Here is a 19100-nt window from a genome sequence, read left to right on the forward strand (position 1 = left end):
GGGTGCGGCCAAGCGTGCCGCGTCCGCCGGAGGAGACCATGTCGCAGACCTCGAACCGCCTCTTGGACGATCTGGCCCGCCTGGCAACCGACGCCATGGGGGCGGCGCAGGGAGTTCGCCGCGAGGCCGAGACCGTGATGCGTGGCCAGCTCGAGCGCCTCATGCAGTCCATGGACATGGTCTCACGTGAGGAGTTCGAGGCCGTGCGCGAGATGGCGATCGCGGCGCGTGACGAGAACGACCGCCTTGCCAAGCGCATCGCGGCGCTCGAAGAGCGGCTAAGCGCCGCACCGGCGGCCGGCGGGCCGGCCAAGCCGCCGGGATCGGGGCCCCACGGCGACTAGCGACGCCGGCAGCCGGCCCTCCCGTCCGATCCGCGTGCCGCGACTGTGGACAGCGACGCGAGTGCCGTTGTCGGCCCCGCGCGAATCTTCGAGGGTCGCGAGTGTATTCGCGGCGAGAGTCCTGCGCGGTATAGTCGAACCGACAGGTGATTCGTCCGGAGCGGAGGCCGAAAAAAGCTTTCTGCTTGATGAATAGCTCGGGCTTCGGAGCCTAGAGCGCTTCGCGATGGGGTGACTGACCCGATCGCGGACGAAGCGCTCCAGCTTCAAGGCGTTGGGCATTTCTGTCCGATCGGAAGGACACGTCTGATCGGGAAATGCTCGCGTCCGCCGTTTGCTCGAGTTGGTCGTTGCGTCGCTGCGAGCTTTGCATGCCGGCTGCATGCGGAGCTCACAACCTGGCCTCCAGCCGAGGGTTCGGCATGACCCACATCGATTTCGAGATTGTACGCAGCGAGCATCCGCTCGATGTGCTGGAACGGCTCGCGTCCACCAATGACTGGAGCTTCGACAGGGCGGACGATGACGAGCTGTCCGTGACCATCAGCGGCAGCTGGACCGAGTACCACATCGCCTTCACCTGGATCGAGGAGGTCGAGGCGATGCATATCGCCTGCGCCTTCGACCTGAAGGTGTCGGATCGGCGGCGGAGCGAGATGCTGACGCTCGTCTCCCTTATCAACGAGCAGCTTTGGCTGGGGCATTTCGATCTCTGGGCCAAGGAAAGCGTCGTCATGTATCGGCACGGCCTGCTGCTGGCCGGCGGCGCCGAGCCGACGCTGGGCCAGTGCGAGGTGCTGATGACAAGCGCCATCGAAGCCTGTGAGCGTTACTATCAGGCCTTCCAGTTCGTGCTCTGGGCCGGCAAGCCGGCGCGGGAAGCGCTGGACGCGGTTCTGTTCGAGACCGCAGGCGAGGCGTGAGGCGCGGTATCCGGCCCGACCGGGAGCCTGCCCGATCGAATCAGGCCGCCTGATCGGGCAGACAGCTCCAACGTGTTGAATCTGGAACGTTTCTTCTGCAATTGAGGGAAACAACCCGTCGAGCAGCGCTCCAGCGCCGCGCGCCCGGCGGGAATCGAGACGCCATAGCCGGACGCCAATCATGCAGCCACTTCCCTCCCCCCTCGTCCTTGTCGGTGCCGGCCGCATGGGCGGTGCCATGCTGAATGGCTGGCTCGAGGGCGGCCTCGCCGCCGACGCGACCTGCGTGCTGGAGCCGCATGCGACGGAGGAGTTGCGCGCGCTCTGCGCTGCCCGCGGCATCCGCCTCAATCCGCCGGTGACGACGCTGCCGGCGCCGGCGGCGCTGGTGCTGGCGATCAAGCCGCAGATGCTGGCCGACGTAGCGCCCGAGCTGGGCGGCCTGGTCCGTGCCGAGACGCTCGTCGTCTCGATCCTGGCCGGCAAGCGCCTGGACGACCTCGGCTCGGCGCTGCCGGGGGCCCGAGCCGTCGTCCGGGCCATGCCGAACCTGGCCGCCTCGATTCGCCGCGGCATCACGGTGGCAATCGCGAACGCGGCCGTCACGCCGGCCCAGCGTGCGGCGGCCGATGGCCTGCTGGCGGCGGTCGGTGCCGTGGAGTGGGTGGAGGACGAAGGCCTGATCGACGCGGTCACGGCGGTTTCCGGGTCGGGACCGGCCTACGTGTTCCATCTTGCCGAAGCCCTGGCGCAGGCCGGCCGCGCCGCAGGCCTGCCGCAGGCCCTCGCGGACAGGCTGGCCCGCGAGACGGTCGTCGGCGCGGGCGAGTTGCTGGCGCGTTCGGCACAGGATCCTGCGGCCCTGCGTGAAGCCGTCACCTCGCCCGGCGGCACCACGGCTGCGGCGCTCGCGGTGCTGATGGGCGCGAACGGGCTGACGCCTCTCCTGAGCGACGCGGTGGCGGCGGCGGCGCGCCGCTCGCGGGAGCTGTCGGGCTGAAGCGTCGCGGCCGCGGCGCGGCCGCCCCGACCGGCCAGCGGCATCCGCCGCACTGGAACCCGCCGCATTCGCTGCTACTTTCAGCCGTAGGAGCCCGACTGAAGCATCGGGGCGAATCGGCCTTCGATGGGGCTCCTCCCGCCGAACCGATGTGCAGGGGCGTGATCATGGCGAGGAAGCCGACGAGCGAGACCAGCGGCGAAGGCGCGGCCGAGCGGCCCGTCGGCGCGGCCGAGACGGCGGCGCCTGCACCATTCGCCGTCGCTCCACCCCGCGAGCGGATCGTTGAGGCACTCATGACGCTCGCCGCCGAGCGCCGGTGGCGTGAGATCACGATCCCGGACATTGCCCGGCAGGCGAACGTCAATCTCGCGGACTTCCGCGATGCCTTTCCGTCCAAGGGCGCCATCCTGGGCGGCTTCGCCCGTATGATCGACCGCAAAGTGCTGGAGGCCTCTGCCGACGATCTGGCGGGCGAGCCGGCGCGCGAGAGGCTCTTCGACGTGATGATGCGGCGCATCGACGCGATGGCGCCGTACAAGGAGGCGCTACGGCAAATTGCCGCCGCGATGCGTAGCGACCCTCTGGCGCTTGCCGCGCTGCATCAGGTCGCCGCCAACTCCATGCGCTTCATGCTGGCGGCGGCGGACATCGAGACAGAAGGAGCGCCCGGCCTGCTGCGCCTGGAGGGTGCCGTCGCCGTCTTCGCCCGCACCATGGAGACGTGGTTCGAGGATGATGATCCGGGACTCGCCCGCACGATGGCCCGGCTCGACCGGGAGCTCGGCCGCGGTGAGCGGCTGCTGAACTTCGCCGATGATCTCTACCGGGTCACCAAGCCGCTCCGGTCCTTCGGCCGCGCGCTCGCCGGCGGACCGCGGGAGTTCAGCCGCCGTATGCGCGAGCGCAGCCGCGAGACCCCGCGCGACGAACCCTACCCCACCGATCAGCCCTGAGCTGCGGCGGTGCCATCGTGTCCGCTCGGGCAGCCCGCCCGCGCGGGCGGGATAAAGGCACAGACACCCATCAGCCGCCTTGGCTTGGATCAGGACAACCTATTGAGAGCTTACATCTAGACGGGAACACGCACGGTGGCCCGCAGACCGCCGAGCGGGCTGTCCTGCAGGATCACGTCGCCGCCGTGGGCCCGCGCGATGTCACGGGCGATCGCCAAGCCGAGGCCGGAGCCACCCTCATCCTGGTTGCGCGCCTCGTCGAGGCGGACGAAGGGCTTGAAGACCTCCTCGCGCAGCTCCGCCGGAATGCCCGGCCCGTCGTCGTCGATGCTGATGGTCAGCCAGCGGGCGTCGTGACTGACGGCGAGAGCGATCGTCTCGCCGTGGCGGGCGGCATTCGACACCAGGTTGAGGACGAGCCGGCGGAAGGCGTCGGGCCGGACCGTCGCCAGAGGATCGCCATTGATCTCGACCGTCGTCGGATGCCCTTGCCGCTCCAGATCGACCTGCATGTCCTCGAGCAGGTCGCCGATGTCGGTCTCGATCGCCACCTCGCCGGTGTCGCCGCGTGCAAAGGCGAGGTAGGCCTCCAGCATGCGCGACATTTCGTCCACGTCCTTGCGCAGCGCGTCGACCTCCGGATCGTCGTCCGGCAGGAGGGCGAGCGAGAGCCTGAAGCGGGTCAGAATCGTGCGCAGGTCGTGGCTGACGCCGTTGAGCATGGTGGTTCGCTGCTCGATGGCCCGCTCGATGCGGCGCTTCATCTCCAGGAAGGCCAGCCCGGCGCGACGCACCTCGCGCGCGCCCCGCGGATGAAAGTCCGGCGTGCGCCCCTTGCCGAAGTCCTCCGCCGCGTCCGCCAGACGCAGAATCGGGCGGATCTGGTTGCGCAGGAACAGGATGGCAATACCCATGAGGACCAGGGAGGTGCCGACCATCCAGACCAGAAAGATGTGCGAATTGGAGGCGTAGGCCAGGCTGCGGCGGGCAATGACGCGCATCACTCCCTTGTCGAGCTGGATGCGGATCTCCACCAGGTTCGAGCGGCCCACCGTGTCGATCCAGAACGGCCGCGCCACCTGCTTGCGGATCTCGTCGGACAGTACGCTGTCGAGGATCGAGAAGAACGGCTTGGGCTGGGGCGACGGCAGAGGATCGGGCGGCAGGATATCCACGTCGAGACCCAGCCGCTCGGCGGCGATACGGGTCAGCGTCGCCGCGTCGGCGTCCTGCGGATAGCTCTGATAGACGTCGACCAGCGCGGCGATGTCGGCCGAGACCGCCGACGACAGCCGCCGCGTCACGTTCTGGTACTGCCGCTCCAGGAAGATGTAGGCGATCACCGATTGCAGCAGGACGATCGGCGCGATGATGATGATCAGCGCGCGCGCGTAGAGTCCCTTCGGCATCGCCGATCCGAGCCAGCGCGCGAAGCGGGTGTAGAGAGCGACCGGCGTGCGAACGACACGCCCCGCCCCGTCTAGCGAAGGCGGCGTCGGCCATCCGCCGCGCCCGCCCGCGGGCGGGGTTCCGCGCCCACCGCTACGGCGCATGGCCAGCCATCCCTGGCGGCCGCGCCGCCAGCGCGCCGCGTCAGCCATCGATGAGCAGACGGTAGCCGATGCCGCGGACCGTCTGCAGATACGCCGGATTGGCGGGATCGACCTCGATCTTGCGCCGCAGGCGGTTGATCTGCACGTCCACGGTCCGCTCGTTCGCCGCCGCTCCCTGCCCTGCCAGCACATCGCGCGGCACGTTGTCCCCGCGCCGCGCCGAGAGAATGACCAGGATCTCGCGTTCGCGATCGGTGAGGCGCAGGATGTCGCCGTCCTTGCGCAATTCGCCGCGGTCGAGCCGGAACAGGAAGGGCCCGAAGCGGACCTGCTCGACATCGGCGGGCGTGGCCGTGCGCTCGGCGCTGCGGCGCAGGATGTTGCCCAACCGCAGCAGGAGCTCGCGCGGCTCGAACGGCTTCGACAGATAGTCCTCGACCCCGGTCTCCAGGCCCTGGACGCGATCCGCCGGCTCGGTGCGGGCGGTGAGCATCAGGATCGGCACCTCCTTGTCCCGCCGCAGCCGCACGGCGAAATCGAAGCCATTCTCCCCAGGCATCATGACGTCGAGCACCAGCACATCGAACATGACGTTGCTCAGCTTGGTATCCGCCTCCGCGGCATCCGCCGCGACCGTGACGCGATAACCGTTGTCGCCCAAAAAGCGCGCCAGCAGGTCGCGCAGCCGGCGGTCGTCGTCGACGACGAGCACGTGCGGCGCATCGTCGGGCAGCGGGGCGCGCATGCGATCGGCGTTCATCGCTCCAGCCCCCGCCGCGGCGGCCGCGAGCCGTCGGGCCCCATCGGGTCGATCATGGCCGCCAGGAAGCCCGCCGCCGCAGCTCGGGTGCCCGGCTCGCAGCGCGCCAGAGCCCGGTTGATGCGGGCGCTTTGCAGTTCCGACAGCTCGAGCGCCAGGGCTCGCCCCCGCGGCGATACGAACAACAGCCGCTGGCGCCGGTCGCTCAGACCGGCACGCTGCTCGACGAAGCCCGTGTCGATCAGCTCCTTCAGCACCCGGTTGAGGCTCTGCTTGGTGATCCGCAGCAGGTCGAGCAATTCAGCGATGGTGAGCCCCGGCCGCCGGCTGACGAAATGCATGACCCGATGGTGAGCGCGACCGAAGCCGTAGTCGGCCAGCAGCCGATCGGCGTCGCCCACGAAGTCACGATAAGCGAAGAACAGCAGCTCGATCAGATCATATTCCGGCAACGGCGGCTCCCCCGCCGCTGCATCGGCCTGGACGAGTACGTCGGGCAATCGCATCTCCATTATGTCAGCCCTGTTGACATATCTCAGGCTCACTGCTACCCGTCAATCATCGACGGGTTGGTCCCGCGTTGGCCCCTGCGCCTTGTGCTGGGGGGCAAAAAGCCCGACCATCGTTCCCGACATGAGGACGTGCGTCGGCCGGCTTGGCAAGTTGGGCGTTCGTCTGTCCCGGCCCGGTGATGAGAGCTGAAGCGCCCTGAAGGGCGGTGAAGAGCATAGCGTAGGAGGAACTGAGATGTCCGCGATTCCCTTCGATCGCCAAGACGGCGTGATCTGGTTCGACGGACAACTGGTTCCCTGGGCCGACGCCAAGGTTCATGTCCTGACCCATGGGCTGCATTATGCCTCCTGCGTCTTCGAGGGCGAGCGGGCCTATGGCGGCAGCATCTTCAAGTCGACGGAGCACTCCGAGCGGCTGAAGCACTCCGCCGAGCTGCTCGATTTCACCATTCCCTTCTCGGTCGCGGAGATCGACGCCGCCAAACATCTGGTGGTGGAGAAGAATGGCCGCGCCGATGCTTATGTGCGTCCCGTCGCCTGGCGTGGCTCGGAAATGATGGGCGTGTCGGCGCAGAACAATAAGATCCATCTGGCAATCGCCGCCTGGGAGTGGCCGAGCTACTTCGACCCGGCCGAGCGACTCAAGGGCATCCGCCTGGATCTGGCCGATTTCCGCCGTCCCGACCCGGCCACCATTCCGGCCAAGGCGAAAGCCTCGGGCCTCTACATGATCTGCACCATCTCCAAGCACAAAGCGGAGCGGCGCGGCTATGCGGACGCCCTCATGCTGGACTGGCGCGGCCACGTGGCGGAATGCACCGGCGCCAACATCTTCTTCGTGAAGGACGGCGTCCTTCATACGCCCACCGCCGACGCCTTCCTCAATGGCATCACCCGCCGGACAGTGATCGAACTGGCCCGGCGCCGCGGCATCGAGGTCAACGAGCGCACCATCCTGCCGGACGAACTCTCCGCCTTCAGCGAATGCTTCATCACCGGCACCGCCGCCGAGGTCACGCCCGTGTCCGAGATCGCCGATTGGCGTTTCACGCCGGGCCAGATCAGCAAGACGCTGATGGAGGATTACACCGCCGAGGTGCGGCCGCACGCCAAGGCGGCGTAACCAGGCGGACGCCATGCGGAGCGCGTCACCAGCGCTCCGCCGCCGTATCGTCGGCCACCGTCGCGGCGACCCAGCCGCCGGCCCCGCGCTCCTTCAGATGCTCCTTCTTCCAGAAGGGCGCCCGTGTCTTCAGATAGTCCATCAAAAATTCGGCCGCTTCGAAGGCGGCACGGCGGTGTGAGGATGCCGCCACCACCAGCACGATCGACTCGCCCGGCCTGATCAGCCCGTAGCGATGGATGATCGTGAGGCCAAGCAGCGGCCAGCGCTGGCGCGCCTGGTCGGCGACGCGGCCGATCTCCTCTTCCGCCATCCCGGGATAATGCTCGAGCTCCAGCGCCTCCAGCCGGCCGCCCTCGTCACGGCACAGCCCGGTGAAGGTGACCACGGCGCCAATGTCACACCGACCGGCGGCAAGCGCGTGGGCCTCGGCGCCGGCGTCGAACGGATCGGCCTGCACACGCACCTTCGCGGGTGGGTCGTCGGACGGTTTCGCGCTCACGATGCAGCCTCACGGTTTCACTGCGGGCCGCGGAACCCTGAACCATGCCCAGGCCAAATGAAATCATCGGATTGGGATGTTCCGGGCTTCGGGCTTGTCTCGCTTCTTCTCGGTTGGATGATTCCGCCGGGTCGGGACGCGCTCTGGAGCGTTTTCGAGCGAAGTGGACGCCGGTTCGCGTGGAGAAAACGCGACAAATCAAACAGATAGAGCATCTCGGCGATTCGAAGAAATGCGGAAATGCTCTAACCGCCTGTCATCGGCGGAAAGAACGCTATCTCGCGCGCGCCGGCGATCGGTGCGCCCGGCTGGACGTGGCGCCGGTCGATCGCCGCACGCACCACGTCGGGATCGGCGAAGGCGTTGGCGTATTCCTCGCCGCGGCCGGCGAGCCAACGGGCCAGGTCGGCGACCGTCACCACGGCCGCGGGCGGGAAGATCTCCTCCTCGTTGCGCCCGATCCGTTCCCTGACCCAGGCAAAATAGATCAGCTTCACATCCACCACCGTTCGCTATGGCCGAAGACCGATCGCGACGGTCCGCCTCCGATCGACGGCTCCGGCCGATCGCACGCGCTCAAGGACCGGGCCGATCCTCGTCCACCATGTGCCGCAGGCCGGCCCGCAGGTAGTCCCAGCCCGTATAGAGGGTGAGCAGCGCGGCGACCCACAACAGGATCACGCCCACCGTCGAGGTGCCGGAAAAGACGCGGTCACCGGCAGGACCGGCAATGAGAAAACCGATGGCGACGAGTTGGAGCGTCGTCTTCCACTTGGCGACGGTGGAGACCGGCACGCTGACGCGCAGCTCGGCCAGGAACTCCCGCAGGCCCGAGACCAGGATCTCGCGGCAGAGAATGATGATGGCCGCCCACAGGGCCCAGCCGCGGATATCACCGTCCGCGACCAGCATGAGCAGCGACGCCGCCACCAGCACCTTGTCGGCGATCGGATCCAGCATGCGGCCGATGGCCGACTGCTGCGCCCAGGCGCGCGCGAGATAGCCGTCGAGGAAATCGGTGACGCCCGCCGCGACGAAGATCGCGAGCGCGAGCCATCGCATGAGATGCTCGCCCGGCCAGAACAGGCACGCGACCAGAGCGGGCACGGCGAGCAGCCGCCCATACGTGAGTATGTTGGGGATGCTCCAGGCGTGGGATCGGCGCATGGCAGGGGCGATGCTCATGTTCCGGCAGGAAACACAGCCCGCCCCCCAGCGTCAACCAAGCCGACCGAACGGTTTCGGCGCCGACCCAGCGGCACAACCGCACGCCTGCTCCGCTTAGCCGGCTTTGTCGTGAAAGAAATCGTAGACCGCCTTCGCCGTCGCCGCGTTGACGCCGGGCGCGCGCATCAGGTCGTCGAGCGAGGCGCGGGTCACGGCCTTGGCCGTGCCGAAGTGCAGGAGCAGCGCCCGTTTGCGCGAGGGCCCGACGCCGGGCACCTCGTCGAGTGGATTCTTGACCATCTCGCGCTTGCGCCGCGCCCGGTGGGTACCGATCGCGAAGCGGTGCGCCTCGTCGCGGAGCCGCTGGACGAAATAGAGCGCCGGGTCGCGCGGCGGCAGCTTGAACGGGGTGCGACCCTCGATGAAGAAGGTCTCACGTCCGGCATCGCGGTCGAGCCCCTTGGCGATAGCGACCAGCGGCACGTCGGCGATGCCGAGCTCCGCCAGCGCGCCGCGGGCCGCCTCCAGCTGGCCGCGCCCGCCGTCGATGAGCACCAGATCGGGCCAGGCCGGGAAGGCGTCCGAATCGCCTTCGAACGCCTCGTCGGCATCATCGACAGTGGCCTCGGGGATATCGGCCGCGCGCGGCGCCTCCTTGGCCAGCCGGGCGAACCGCCGCCGCAGCATCTCCCGCATCATGCCATAGTCGTCGCCGGGGGTGAGATCCTCTGAGCGCATGTTGAACGTGCGATAGTGGGTCTTCATGAACCCGGCCGCGCCGGCGACGATGAGCCCCCCCACGGCGTTCGTACCCATGATGTGGGAGTTGTCGTACACCTCGATGCGCTGCGGCGTCCGCGCCAGCCCGAACGCCTTGCCCAGCGCGGCCATCAGCTTCTCCTGCGACGCGGTCTCCGCCAGCCGCCGCGCCAGCGCCTCACGCGCGTTCTGCGCCGCGTGGGCGACGAGGTCGCGCTTCTCGCCGCGCTGCGGCGTGGCGAGCTCGATGCGACGTCCCGCCTTGGTCGACAGGGCAGCCTCCAGCAGGGCGCATTCGTCCGGCTCGTGCGACACGAGAATCAGGCGTGCGCACGGCTTGTCGTCGTAGAACTGGGCCATGAACGAGCCCAGCACCTCGGCGGTCGCCAACGATCGATCGGCCTTGGGGAAGTAGGCGCGGTTGCCCCAGTTCTGGCCGTTGCGGAAGAAGAAGACCTGGACGCAGAACTGCCCAGCCTGTTCCTCGATGGCAAAGACGTCCGCCTCCTCCACCGAGCGGGGATTGATGTCCTGACTCGCCTGGATCGCCGACAGCGCCGCCAGGCGGTCGCGATAGCGGGCGGCCCGCTCGAACTCCAGTTGCTCGGCGGCAACCTGCATGTCCGCGGCGAGCCGCTGCCGCACGGCGTTGCTCTTGCCCGACAGAAAGGCCTTGGCCTGCTCGACCAGCGCCGCGTAGTCGCCGTGGCCGATCTCGCCGGTGCAAGGCCCGGCGCAGCGCTTGATCTGGAAGAGCAGGCACGGCCGGGTGCGGTTCTCGTAATAGCTGTCCGAGCACGAGCGCAGCAGGAAGGCCCGCTCCAGTGCGTTGATGGTGCGGTTGACGGCGCCGGCGTTGGCGAAGGGGCCGAAATAGTCTCCCGGCCGGGTGCGCGCGCCCCGGTGCTTGAGGATCTGCGGCGACCCGTGATCGCCCGTGAGCAGGATGTAGGGGAACGACTTGTCGTCGCGAAGCAGGACATTGTAGCGCGGGCGCAGCTGCTTGATGAGATTGGCTTCGAGCAGCAGCGCCTCGGTCTCCGTCTGCGTCGTGACGAACTCCATGGCCGCCGTCTCGGCGATCATCCGCGCCGTGCGGTTGCCGCCATGGCCGACGCCGCGGGTGTAGTTCGCCACCCGGTTCTTGAGATTGCGCGCCTTGCCGACGTAGAGCACTTCTCCGGCCGCATCGATCATGCGGTAGACGCCGGGGGCATTGGGCAGCGTCTTCCAGAAGCGCCTGATGACGTCGGCGCCGGCGCGCAGCGACGCGGGCACGTCGGCGCCGAAATCGAGCTCCATGCCGGAGCCTGCGCCGTCGTCCTCGGCCGCCGCCACAGCGGACGCTCCGGTCCCGGCGAGCTCCCGGGCGGGCGGATCTATCGGTTGGCCGTTCATTGTGCTTGATCTAATCAGCCCGGGCGCGTTGCGCAAAACCCCAGGCGGCTGTCCACAGCAGCAGTCGCACCTCCCATGTCGTGACGGCGGCTTCCACTAAGGCGGAACTTGATCTAAGAGCCGCGCGACATTTGTGTTACAGACGCGCGACCTGATCGGCCGTAGGTGAGCGACGGCCGAGGCGGCGCGGGACGGCGCTCCTCAGGAGGACGACTGGCAGGATGAAATCCTCCATCAAGCTCGTAGCAGGCAATTCCAACCGGCAGTTGGCCGACGCGATCTCCGCCTATCTGGAGATGCCGCTCGCCAGCTGTCAGGTGAAGCGCTTCGCGGACATGGAAGTGTTCGTCGAAATTTTGGAGAACGTGCGCGGCGAGGACGTGTTCGTTGTCCAGTCCACCTCCTATCCGGCGAACGACCACCTGATGGAGCTTCTCATCATCATTGATGCGCTGCGCCGCTCTTCGGCCCGGCGCGTGACAGCGGTGCTCCCCTATTTCGGTTACGCCCGGCAGGACCGCAAGCCCGGCCCGCGCACGCCGATCTCAGCCAAGCTCGTCGCCAATATGATCACGCGCGCCGGAGCCGACCGGGTGATGACGCTGGACCTGCACGCGGCCCAGATCCAGGGCTTCTTCGATATCCCGACCGACAACCTCTATGCGGCGCCGGTGATGGTGCGTGACATCAAGGAGCGCTTCGACGCCGACGACATGGTGGTGGTGTCGCCGGACGTGGGCGGCGTGGTGCGCGCCAGGCAGCTGGCCAAGCGCATCGACGCGCCGCTGGCGATCGTCGACAAGCGCCGCGAGCGGCCGGGCGAGAGCGAGGTGATGAACATCATCGGCGATGTGAGGGGCCGCTCCTGCATCCTCATCGACGACATCGTCGATTCGGGCGGCACGCTCTGCAACGCCGCCGACGCGCTGCTCGCCGAGGGGGCCAAGGAGGTCTACGCCTATTGCACCCACGGCGTGCTGTCAGGCGGGGCGGTGGCCCGCATTGCCTCCTCGCAGCTCAAGGAGATGGTGATCACGGATTCCATCCAGCCGACCGAAGCGGTCCGCGTGGCCAAGAACCTGCGCGTGCTGTCGATCGCACCGCTGATTGGCGAAGCCATCGGCCGCACGGCGTCGGAATCGAGCGTCTCCAGCCTGTTCGACTAACGCGGGAGCAGCGAAGGTGGGGCGCCAGCCCACTGAGCATGCCATGACGGAACGGACCGTCCGATCCGGCGGGCGTGCGTCGACACCCCTTGCATCTGGAGCGCCGCCCGACCGGACTGCGTTCCGGGCCGGATCTGCGCTGCCATGAGCTCCCTCTCCGATCACCGCGCCCTTGTCCTGCTTTCGGGTGGACAGGATTCGACCACCTGCCTCGCCTGGGCACTCGCGCGCTTCTCCGAAGTGGAGACGGTGGGCTTCGACTACGGTCAGCGTCACAAGATCGAGCTCGCCTGCCGCGAGGTGGTGCGCCAGGCCCTGGCACAGCCGACGCCCAAGCTGCCCGGCCGCCTCGGGGCAGATCACCTGATCGCCCTCGATGCCCTGGGCGCGCTCTCCGATACCGCCATGACGCGCGACGTCGCCATCGCCATGGACGACAATGGCCTGCCCAACACTTTCGTGCCTGGGCGAAACCTGGCGTTCATGGTGTTCGCCGGCGCCCTGGCCTACCGCCGCGGCTGCAAGCACATCGTCCTCGGCGTCTGTGAGACCGACTATTCGGGCTATCCCGACTGCCGCGACGACACCGTCAAGGCCATGCAGATCGCGCTCAATCTCGGCATGGAGGCGCGCTTCGTCCTCCATACGCCGCTGATGTGGCGCGACAAGGCGGCGACCTTCGCACTCGCCGAGGCGTTGGGCGGGGCGGCGCTGCTCGATCTCGTCGTCGCCGAAACGCACACCTGCTATCTGGGCGACCGCAGCCAGCGCCATGCCTGGGGCTATGGCTGCGGCCACTGCCCGGCCTGCCAGTTGCGTGCCGACGGCTGGAGCCGCTTCCGTGCGGAGCCGCCGCGCGGTTGATCGGGCCTTGCCTCCGGCACGGCGGCCCGGCAAGGAGAGCCTTCCAAGAACAAGACCAAGGGTGGAGACCATATGTCCAGCGAAAGCCAGGCCGACGTCCTGCTGATCGACACGCCGCGCCCGGGGATCAGGCGCCTCACCATGAACCGGCCGCACAAGCGCAACGCCCTCAACAATGCCTTGCGCGCCGCCATCATGACGGCGCTCGAGGAGGCCGACGGCGACCCGCAGGTGCACGTCTCCATCCTGCGCGGGGCCGGTCCCTGCTTTTCGTCCGGCTACGACCTGTCGAGCGACAACACCGTGGGCCAGCCCTTCCACACGGCCGGCGGGCCGGGCCAATGGCCACGCCATGTGGTCGATGGGTGGACGCGCATCTGGGATCTGCAAAAGCCGGTCATCGCACAGGTGCACGGCTACTGCCTGGCCGGCGGCAGCGAGCTCGCCACGTGCTGCGACCTCGTCTACGTGGCCGAGGACGCCCAGATCGGCTACCCGCCGACCCGGCTGATGAGCCCGCCGGACAACCAGTTCCACCCGTGGCTGATGGGCCTGCGCCGAGCCATGGAGATGTATCTCACCGGCGATTCGATCAGCGGCATCGAGGCGGCGCAGGATGGCTTCGCCAACCGCGCCTATCCGGCCACGGAGTTGGAGCAGCGTGTGCTGGCGCTGGCCGACCGCATCGCCATGGTGCCGATCGAGTTGCAGCAGATCAACAAGCGCAGCGTCCACCGCGCCATGGAGATCATGGGCCTGCGTACAGCCATCCGTGCCGGCACCGAGCTGCAGGCGCTCGCCTTTTCCACCGAGGCGAGCCGCGCCTACCTCAACCGCTTCAAGCGCGACGGCGCCAGTGTCGCCAAGCTGCTGAGCGAGCGCGACGCGCCGTTCAAGGACTATCGGGAGGACCAGGCGGAGTAGGCGGCGGCGGCACCACCCATCCGGCTCGATTGAGCGCCGCCGCCGCCTCGGCTATGGTGCGCGGGGGCGTCCCCGGCGGAGATGGTTGATGCGGACGAAGGCTGCTTGTATCGCGGCGGCGGTATTGCTCGGCGGTGCCGTGCAGGCGAGCGCTGCCGACAACATGCCGTTGACGGTGCCACGCCTCGCGCTCGACCCGCAGGAGAGCCCCTCTCTCTGGAGTGGCCTGCGCATCGGCTCGGACGTTTTTGCGGTATCGGGTGGAAAGGGCATGAAGGGGGGCATCGGGGCCACCCTCAGGGTCGGCTATGACTACGAATTCGAGAACAACGTGGTGCTCGGCGTGCAAGCCTCGACCGGCTTCACGCCGGCCAGCTTTGTCGGCAGCCGCCTCCGCGGCTTCGATTTCGCCACGGCGGACGTGAAGGTGGGCTACGACATGGGCCGCGTCATGCCTTACATGATCGGCAGCGTGGCCTTGTTGAAGCCCAATTACGATACCGGCCTCGCCGGCTTCGCCTCGGGCGCCTCGTTCAGCAATCTGGTCAGCGGCGGCCGCGACCTCGACGTGGCGGGCCGGGTGGGCGCAGGCGTCGAATATGCCATCACCGACAGGCTCCACGTCGGGCTCGAGGTGTCGGTGTCGCGCGGGCAGAACTGGCTCTACCCCTACTGATTGCCCGGTTGAGACGCGGGCGCCACGTGGGACATTGCCACCGCCTTGCCGCCGCGGGCGGACGACGCTATAAGGCGCGCTTGCCCGCCTGACACCCTTGGAGGCACGGGCATATCGAGAGGCCGCCGTGAGGCGGCCATTTGCACGAGAGGCCGCCGTGAGGCGGCCGTTTGCATTTGTCTGAAGGACTAGTCATGACCGCCGTCAAGCAACTCAAGGCCGAGGTGCGCGACCGGGTCGGCAAGGGGGCCGCCCGCGCAATCCGCCGCCAGGGCCTCGTGCCCGCCGTGATCTACGGCGCCGGCAAACCGGCCCAGTCGATCGCTTTGGATTTCAACCACACGCGCCAGCTGATCTACGCCGGCCACTTCCTGACCACGATCTTCGAGGTCGAAGTGGGCACGGAGAAGACCCGCGTCATCCCGCGCGACTTCCAGCTCGACCCGGTGCGCGACACACCCGTGCACGTCGACTTCCTGCGCATCGGCCGCGACGCCACCATCGACGTCGAGGTGCCGGTCCACTTCATCAACCAGGACGCGTCGCCGGGCTTGAAGCAGGGCGGCTCGCTCAACGTCGTGAGCCACCACGTGGGTCTCACCGTGCGCGCCGACTCCATCCCCGAGGCCATCACCGTCGACCTGAAGGGCCTGGAGTTCAACGACACGGTTCACATCTCCGACGTCAGGCTGCCCGTCGGAGCGGTGCCGACGATCACCGACCGCGACTTCACCATTGCGACCATTGCGCCGCCGACGGTGGCCGAGGCCGCTGCCGATGGGGCCGCAGCCGACGCACCCGCGGACGCCAAGAAGGCCTGAGGCCTGCCCGGTTCACGGCGGCGTCCGCGCCGTCGTGAACCGGATCCGGCGCAGACTGGAGGCTGCCGTGCTGCTCTTCGTCGGCCTCGGCAATCCGGGCGCTCGCTACGCCCGCAATCGCCACAATATCGGTTTCATGGTCGTCGACGCCATCGCAGCGGCGCACCGGGCCGGCCCCTGGCGCGCGCGCTTCCAGGCCGCGTCCGCTAAAGCGGTGATCGGCGGCGAGCGGGCAATCCTGCTGAAGCCACAGACCTTCATGAACGATTCCGGTCGCGCAGTGGCCGAGGCCGCCCGCTTCTACAAGATCGCGCCGGGCGACATCGTGGTGTTCCACGACGAGCTCGATCTGCCCGCCGGCAAGGTGCGTGTGAAGACCGGCGGCGGCAATGCCGGCCACAACGGCCTGCGCTCGATCACTGCCCATGTGGGCAACGATTATCGCCGCGTCCGCTTCGGCATCGGCCATCCCGGTCACAAGGACCGCGTCCACGCCTATGTGCTGAATGATTTCGCCAAGGCCGAGGAGCCCTGGGTGACGCGGCTCTGCGAAGTGATCGCCGACGAGGCCGCCCTCCTGGCCAAGGGAGAGGACGCAAGCTTCGCCAATCGCATCCATCTGGCTTGCGCGGACTCGGCCTGACCGGTGCTCCCATGAGCGCGATGCCGGCGCTTCGCGATTGGACGGAGCCCCCCCAATCGCAGAGAAGCGCAGGCATCGCCGGCATAAGCCGATCAGCTGCGCCCCTCGCCACTGATGATGGGTCCGAACAGGTCCCACTTGTCCCCATTGAAGCGCTGCAGCTGCATCTGCTCGATCGGGAAGTAGTCGGTCGCGCTGGTGTTGATGGCGATTCCCGGCAGCAGCATGCCGAGATCGAGGTCTTTCAGGCCGGCCGCCTGCCGCATGACATTCTCGCGTGTCAGATTGTCACCAGCCTGCTTGAGCACCTGCACCATGGTCTGCGCGGCGATGAAGCCGTAGACCGTGAAGGTGCTCGTCTTGTCGCCCTCGGGGTAATAGGTGTTCATGAACGCGAGCCACTCCTTGTAGGCCGGATCGTCCCGCCACTGCGGATCGGTCGGGTCCTTGCCATAGGCGGCGGACAGGACGCCCTTTGCGTTGGCGGGCCCGGCCGGCGTCATCACCGCGCCGACCGAGTTCGAGACGCTGTTGAGCAGGTGCACCGGCTTCCAGCCGATCTCCGCCATCTTCTTGATGGCCTGGGCCGAGAACTTGGCCGTCGTGACGTTGAAGAACACGTCAGCACCCGAGGCCTGCAGCCTCAGGATCTGGCTGTCGACGGTCGTGTCGGTCCCTTCGTAGGTCGCCTCGGCGACGATCTGGCTCTTGGCCTTGTCGCCGAGCCCGTCCTTGAACCCGTTCAGGTAGTCCCGGCCGTAGTCGTCGTTCTGGTAGAGAATGGCGATCTTGCCAACGGGGTGCTTGTCGAGCACGTATCTGGCGTAGATGCGCCCCTCGCCCTCGTAGGTCGGGCCAAACCCCATGGTCCAGGGGAACTCCCTGGGATTGCCCCACTTGCTGGCACCGGTGGCGACGAACAGCTGCGGCACGCCCCTGCTGTTCAGATACTTCTGCACCGCCGTCTGTGGCGGGGTGCCCAGGCCATTGAAGATCAGCAGGACCCCGTCGCTTTCGACGAGCTTACGCGTCTGCTCCACCGTCTTGGGCGGGCTGTAGGCGTCGTCGTAGGAGATGAAATTGATCTTGCGTCCATTGATCCCGCCCTTCTCGTTGGTCATGCGGAAGTAGGCGGCCGCGGTCTTGCCGATGACGCCATAGGGCGATACCGGCCCGCTGTAGGCCATCGTATTGCCGATCTTGATCTCCGTGTCGGAGACGCCGGGGCCGTACTGCTTCTGCGCAAGGGCCGGAGCGACGACGAAACCCGCGGCGAGGCCGACGAGGACAGCCCCGATCGCGGGCAGCGAAGGCGAATAGGTCATGGGAAGTCCACCTGCTTGTCACGCAGCCGGGGTCATGCCGACGGGCAGTGACGCAGCCGACCGCTGCAATCGTCGGGAGAATGTCTGACGTCCACTTGGGCGTGGCAGCCATCCGCAGCCGTCGGCCGCGGATGGCGCGGAATGCCGGAGCGCTTGCCGGCCGGGCGGAATCGCCCGACCGGAGTGAAGCGCTCCGGACCCCGAAATGCGCCGTCGGCGCGATGTTCAGCTACGCACTTCGCCGCTGTAGATCGGGCCGAACAACTCCCAACGCTCGCCATTGAAGCGCTGCAGCTGCTCCTGCTCGACCGGGTAGAAGTCCGTGGCACTGGTGTTGATGGCGATTCCCGGCAGCAGCATCCCAAGCTCAAGGTCCTTGAGGCTCGCCGCCTGCTTCATGATGTTGTCGCGCGTCAGGTTGTCGCCGGCCCGCTTGATCACCTCCGCCATGGTCTGCGAGACGAGATAACCGAAGACGGTGAAGGTGCTCGTCTTGTCGCCTTCGGGATAATACTTGTCCATGAAGGCGAGCCAGTCCTTGTAGGCCGGATCGTTCTGCCACTGCGGGTCGGTCGGGTCCTTGAGGTAGTTGACCGAGATGATGCCCTTGGCGTTGTCCAGCCCGGCGGGCTTCAGCACGGCACCGACCGAATTCGAAACGCTGTTCAGGAAATGCACTGGCCGCCAGTTCACCTCGGCCAACTTCTTGATGGCCTGCGCGGCGAACTTCGGGGTCGTGACATTGTAGAGGATGTCGGCACCAGCCGACTGAAGCTTCAGGATCTGCGAATCGATGGTGGGGTCGGTCACCTCGTAGGGGGCCTCCGCGACGATCATCGACAGCTGATCGCCGAGCCCGTCCTTCAGGCCCTTGACGTAGTCCTTACCGTAGTCGTCGTTCTGGTAGAGGATGCCGATCTTGCCCTTCGGGTGGTTCTTCAGGATGTAGCTCGCATAGATCCGGCCTTCGCCCTGGTAGGTGGGCTGCCAGCCCATCGTCCAGGGAAACTGCTTGGGATCACCCCACTTTGTGGCGCCGGTGGCGACGAACAGTTGCGGCACCTGCTTCTGGTTCAGATACTTCTGAATCGCGGTGTTCGAGGGCGTGCCGAGCGGCTGGAACATGGCAAGGACGTTGTCACTCTCGACCAGCTTGCGCGTCTGCTCGACGGCCTTGGGCGGACTGTATCCGTCGTCGTAGCTGATGAAGTTGATCTTGCGGCCGTTGATCCCGCCTTGATCGTTGATCATGCGGAAGAAGGCCGCTTCCGTCCTGCCGATGGTGCCGTAGGCGGAGGCAGGTCCGCTGTAAGGATTGATATTGCCGATCTTGACCTCGGTGTCGCTCGCGCCTGGCCCATATTGCTTCTGCGCGACGGCCGGCCCGGCGGCCAGCCCAAGACACACGAACGCGGCCGCAGCCGCGCCGCGGAGCATTGACGTCATCATGTTCCCTCCTCTGGGCGTGTTCGCCCTTGTCGTCCGTTTGCGGACTGATGCGATCTCGTTCACTGGTCGCACCTGCAACCAACGTGTCGCGTTTCGGCCGCCTCCGCAAGAGGGTTGCGCCAAGTACCCGATATTTGATCCGCTGCATTGCGGCGCGCGCGGCAAGAATTCGACGCGGCACAATACGTTTGACTATGCTGCCGAGGAGATGCGGCGGCGTTTTGGGCGGTGCTTC

General features: G+C 67.4%; 20 protein-coding genes. 11 read left to right on the top strand and 9 right to left on the bottom strand.

Annotation, left to right across the window (positions count from 1 at the left end; all coding sequences use genetic code 11):
* Positions 1–38: 38 nt before the first annotated feature.
* The 4 genes from IEW34_RS21180 to IEW34_RS21195 all read left to right on the top strand — a co-directional run bounded on the left by IEW34_RS21180 (position 39) and on the right by IEW34_RS21195 (position 3223).
* Positions 39–344: an accessory factor UbiK family protein gene (locus tag IEW34_RS21180; protein WP_188611224.1), complete on the top strand. Its 306-nt coding sequence runs from the start codon at positions 39–41 to the stop codon at positions 342–344.
* A gap of 422 nt (positions 345–766) precedes the next feature.
* Positions 767–1267 carry a type III secretion system chaperone family protein gene (locus IEW34_RS21185; RefSeq protein WP_188611225.1) on the top strand — a complete coding sequence of 167 codons (501 nt, stop codon included), beginning with the start codon at positions 767–769 and terminating at the stop codon, positions 1265–1267.
* A 181-nt stretch (positions 1268–1448) separates the two neighbouring features.
* A complete protein-coding gene (gene proC / locus IEW34_RS21190; protein WP_188611226.1) occupies positions 1449–2267 on the top strand; it encodes a pyrroline-5-carboxylate reductase in 819 nt (272 codons plus the stop codon).
* 167 nt (positions 2268–2434) lie between these two features.
* Positions 2435–3223 carry a TetR/AcrR family transcriptional regulator gene (locus tag IEW34_RS21195; protein ID WP_188611227.1) on the top strand — a complete coding sequence of 263 codons (789 nt, stop codon included), beginning with the start codon at positions 2435–2437 and terminating at the stop codon, positions 3221–3223.
* A gap of 116 nt (positions 3224–3339) precedes the next feature.
* On the opposite strand, the gene IEW34_RS21200 is transcribed toward IEW34_RS21195, so the two are convergent.
* Genes IEW34_RS21200 through IEW34_RS21210 form a run of 3 tightly spaced genes read right to left on the bottom strand, consistent with a single transcriptional unit; the run spans position 3340 to position 6042 of the window.
* Positions 3340–4776: an ATP-binding protein gene (locus IEW34_RS21200; RefSeq protein WP_188611228.1), complete on the bottom strand. Its 1437-nt coding sequence runs from the start codon at positions 4774–4776 to the stop codon at positions 3340–3342.
* A gap of 40 nt (positions 4777–4816) precedes the next feature.
* Positions 4817–5536: a response regulator gene (locus tag IEW34_RS21205; RefSeq protein WP_188611229.1), complete on the bottom strand. Its 720-nt coding sequence runs from the start codon at positions 5534–5536 to the stop codon at positions 4817–4819.
* Positions 5533–6042 carry a MarR family winged helix-turn-helix transcriptional regulator gene (locus IEW34_RS21210; RefSeq protein WP_308424393.1) on the bottom strand — a complete coding sequence of 170 codons (510 nt, stop codon included), beginning with the start codon at positions 6040–6042 and terminating at the stop codon, positions 5533–5535. The genes IEW34_RS21205 and IEW34_RS21210 overlap by 4 nt, the downstream gene beginning before the upstream one ends.
* Before the next feature lie 241 nt (positions 6043–6283).
* Between IEW34_RS21210 and IEW34_RS21215 the strand changes: the two genes are divergently transcribed.
* A complete protein-coding gene (locus tag IEW34_RS21215) occupies positions 6284–7171 on the top strand; it encodes a branched-chain amino acid aminotransferase (protein ID WP_188611231.1) in 888 nt (295 codons plus the stop codon).
* Between the two features lie 25 nt (positions 7172–7196).
* Here IEW34_RS21215 and IEW34_RS21220 read toward each other — a convergent pair whose 3' ends face one another.
* From IEW34_RS21220 to uvrC, 4 genes are all read right to left on the bottom strand, one after another.
* Entirely contained in the window at positions 7197–7673 is a 477-nt protein-coding gene (locus tag IEW34_RS21220) for a molybdenum cofactor biosynthesis protein MoaE (protein ID WP_188611232.1), read from the bottom strand.
* A 245-nt stretch (positions 7674–7918) separates the two neighbouring features.
* Positions 7919–8170 (bottom strand): molybdopterin converting factor subunit 1, encoded by a 252-nt coding sequence (gene moaD, locus IEW34_RS21225; RefSeq protein WP_188611233.1) that lies wholly within the window; start codon positions 8168–8170, stop codon positions 7919–7921.
* A 79-nt stretch (positions 8171–8249) separates the two neighbouring features.
* Complete coding sequence (pgsA, locus tag IEW34_RS21230; RefSeq protein ID WP_244642124.1) at positions 8250–8840, bottom strand: CDP-diacylglycerol--glycerol-3-phosphate 3-phosphatidyltransferase; 591 nt, start codon at positions 8838–8840, stop codon at positions 8250–8252.
* 114 nt (positions 8841–8954) lie between these two features.
* Complete coding sequence (uvrC, locus tag IEW34_RS21235) at positions 8955–10997, bottom strand: excinuclease ABC subunit UvrC (RefSeq protein ID WP_188611235.1); 2043 nt, start codon at positions 10995–10997, stop codon at positions 8955–8957.
* 221 nt (positions 10998–11218) lie between these two features.
* On the opposite strand from uvrC, the gene IEW34_RS21240 reads away from it, so the two are divergent.
* The 6 genes from IEW34_RS21240 to pth all read left to right on the top strand — a co-directional run bounded on the left by IEW34_RS21240 (position 11219) and on the right by pth (position 16091).
* Positions 11219–12163 (top strand): ribose-phosphate pyrophosphokinase, encoded by a 945-nt coding sequence (locus tag IEW34_RS21240; protein WP_188611236.1) that lies wholly within the window; start codon positions 11219–11221, stop codon positions 12161–12163.
* A 144-nt stretch (positions 12164–12307) separates the two neighbouring features.
* Positions 12308–13027 (top strand): 7-cyano-7-deazaguanine synthase QueC, encoded by a 720-nt coding sequence (gene queC / locus IEW34_RS21245; RefSeq protein ID WP_188611237.1) that lies wholly within the window; start codon positions 12308–12310, stop codon positions 13025–13027.
* Between the two features lie 72 nt (positions 13028–13099).
* Positions 13100–13951, top strand: a complete 852-nt coding sequence (locus tag IEW34_RS21250) for an enoyl-CoA hydratase-related protein (RefSeq protein ID WP_188611238.1) — start codon at positions 13100–13102, stop codon at positions 13949–13951.
* A gap of 88 nt (positions 13952–14039) precedes the next feature.
* Positions 14040–14627 (top strand): outer membrane protein, encoded by a 588-nt coding sequence (locus tag IEW34_RS21255; protein WP_188611239.1) that lies wholly within the window; start codon positions 14040–14042, stop codon positions 14625–14627.
* A gap of 194 nt (positions 14628–14821) precedes the next feature.
* Positions 14822–15448 carry a 50S ribosomal protein L25/general stress protein Ctc gene (locus IEW34_RS21260; protein WP_188611240.1) on the top strand — a complete coding sequence of 209 codons (627 nt, stop codon included), beginning with the start codon at positions 14822–14824 and terminating at the stop codon, positions 15446–15448.
* 67 nt (positions 15449–15515) lie between these two features.
* Positions 15516–16091, top strand: a complete 576-nt coding sequence (pth, locus tag IEW34_RS21265) for an aminoacyl-tRNA hydrolase (RefSeq protein WP_188611241.1) — start codon at positions 15516–15518, stop codon at positions 16089–16091.
* 92 nt (positions 16092–16183) lie between these two features.
* Here the strand turns inward: pth and IEW34_RS21270 are convergent, their stop codons facing one another.
* Both IEW34_RS21270 and IEW34_RS21275 read right to left on the bottom strand, forming a co-directional pair.
* Positions 16184–17416 carry an ABC transporter substrate-binding protein gene (locus IEW34_RS21270; protein WP_188611242.1) on the bottom strand — a complete coding sequence of 411 codons (1233 nt, stop codon included), beginning with the start codon at positions 17414–17416 and terminating at the stop codon, positions 16184–16186.
* A 225-nt stretch (positions 17417–17641) separates the two neighbouring features.
* Positions 17642–18865 (bottom strand): ABC transporter substrate-binding protein, encoded by a 1224-nt coding sequence (locus IEW34_RS21275; protein ID WP_373288287.1) that lies wholly within the window; start codon positions 18863–18865, stop codon positions 17642–17644.
* Positions 18866–19100 lie beyond the last annotated feature (235 nt).

Source organism: Chelatococcus reniformis, from assembly GCF_014640075.1.
In the GTDB taxonomy this organism is placed as follows: domain Bacteria; phylum Pseudomonadota; class Alphaproteobacteria; order Rhizobiales; family Beijerinckiaceae; genus Camelimonas; species Camelimonas reniformis.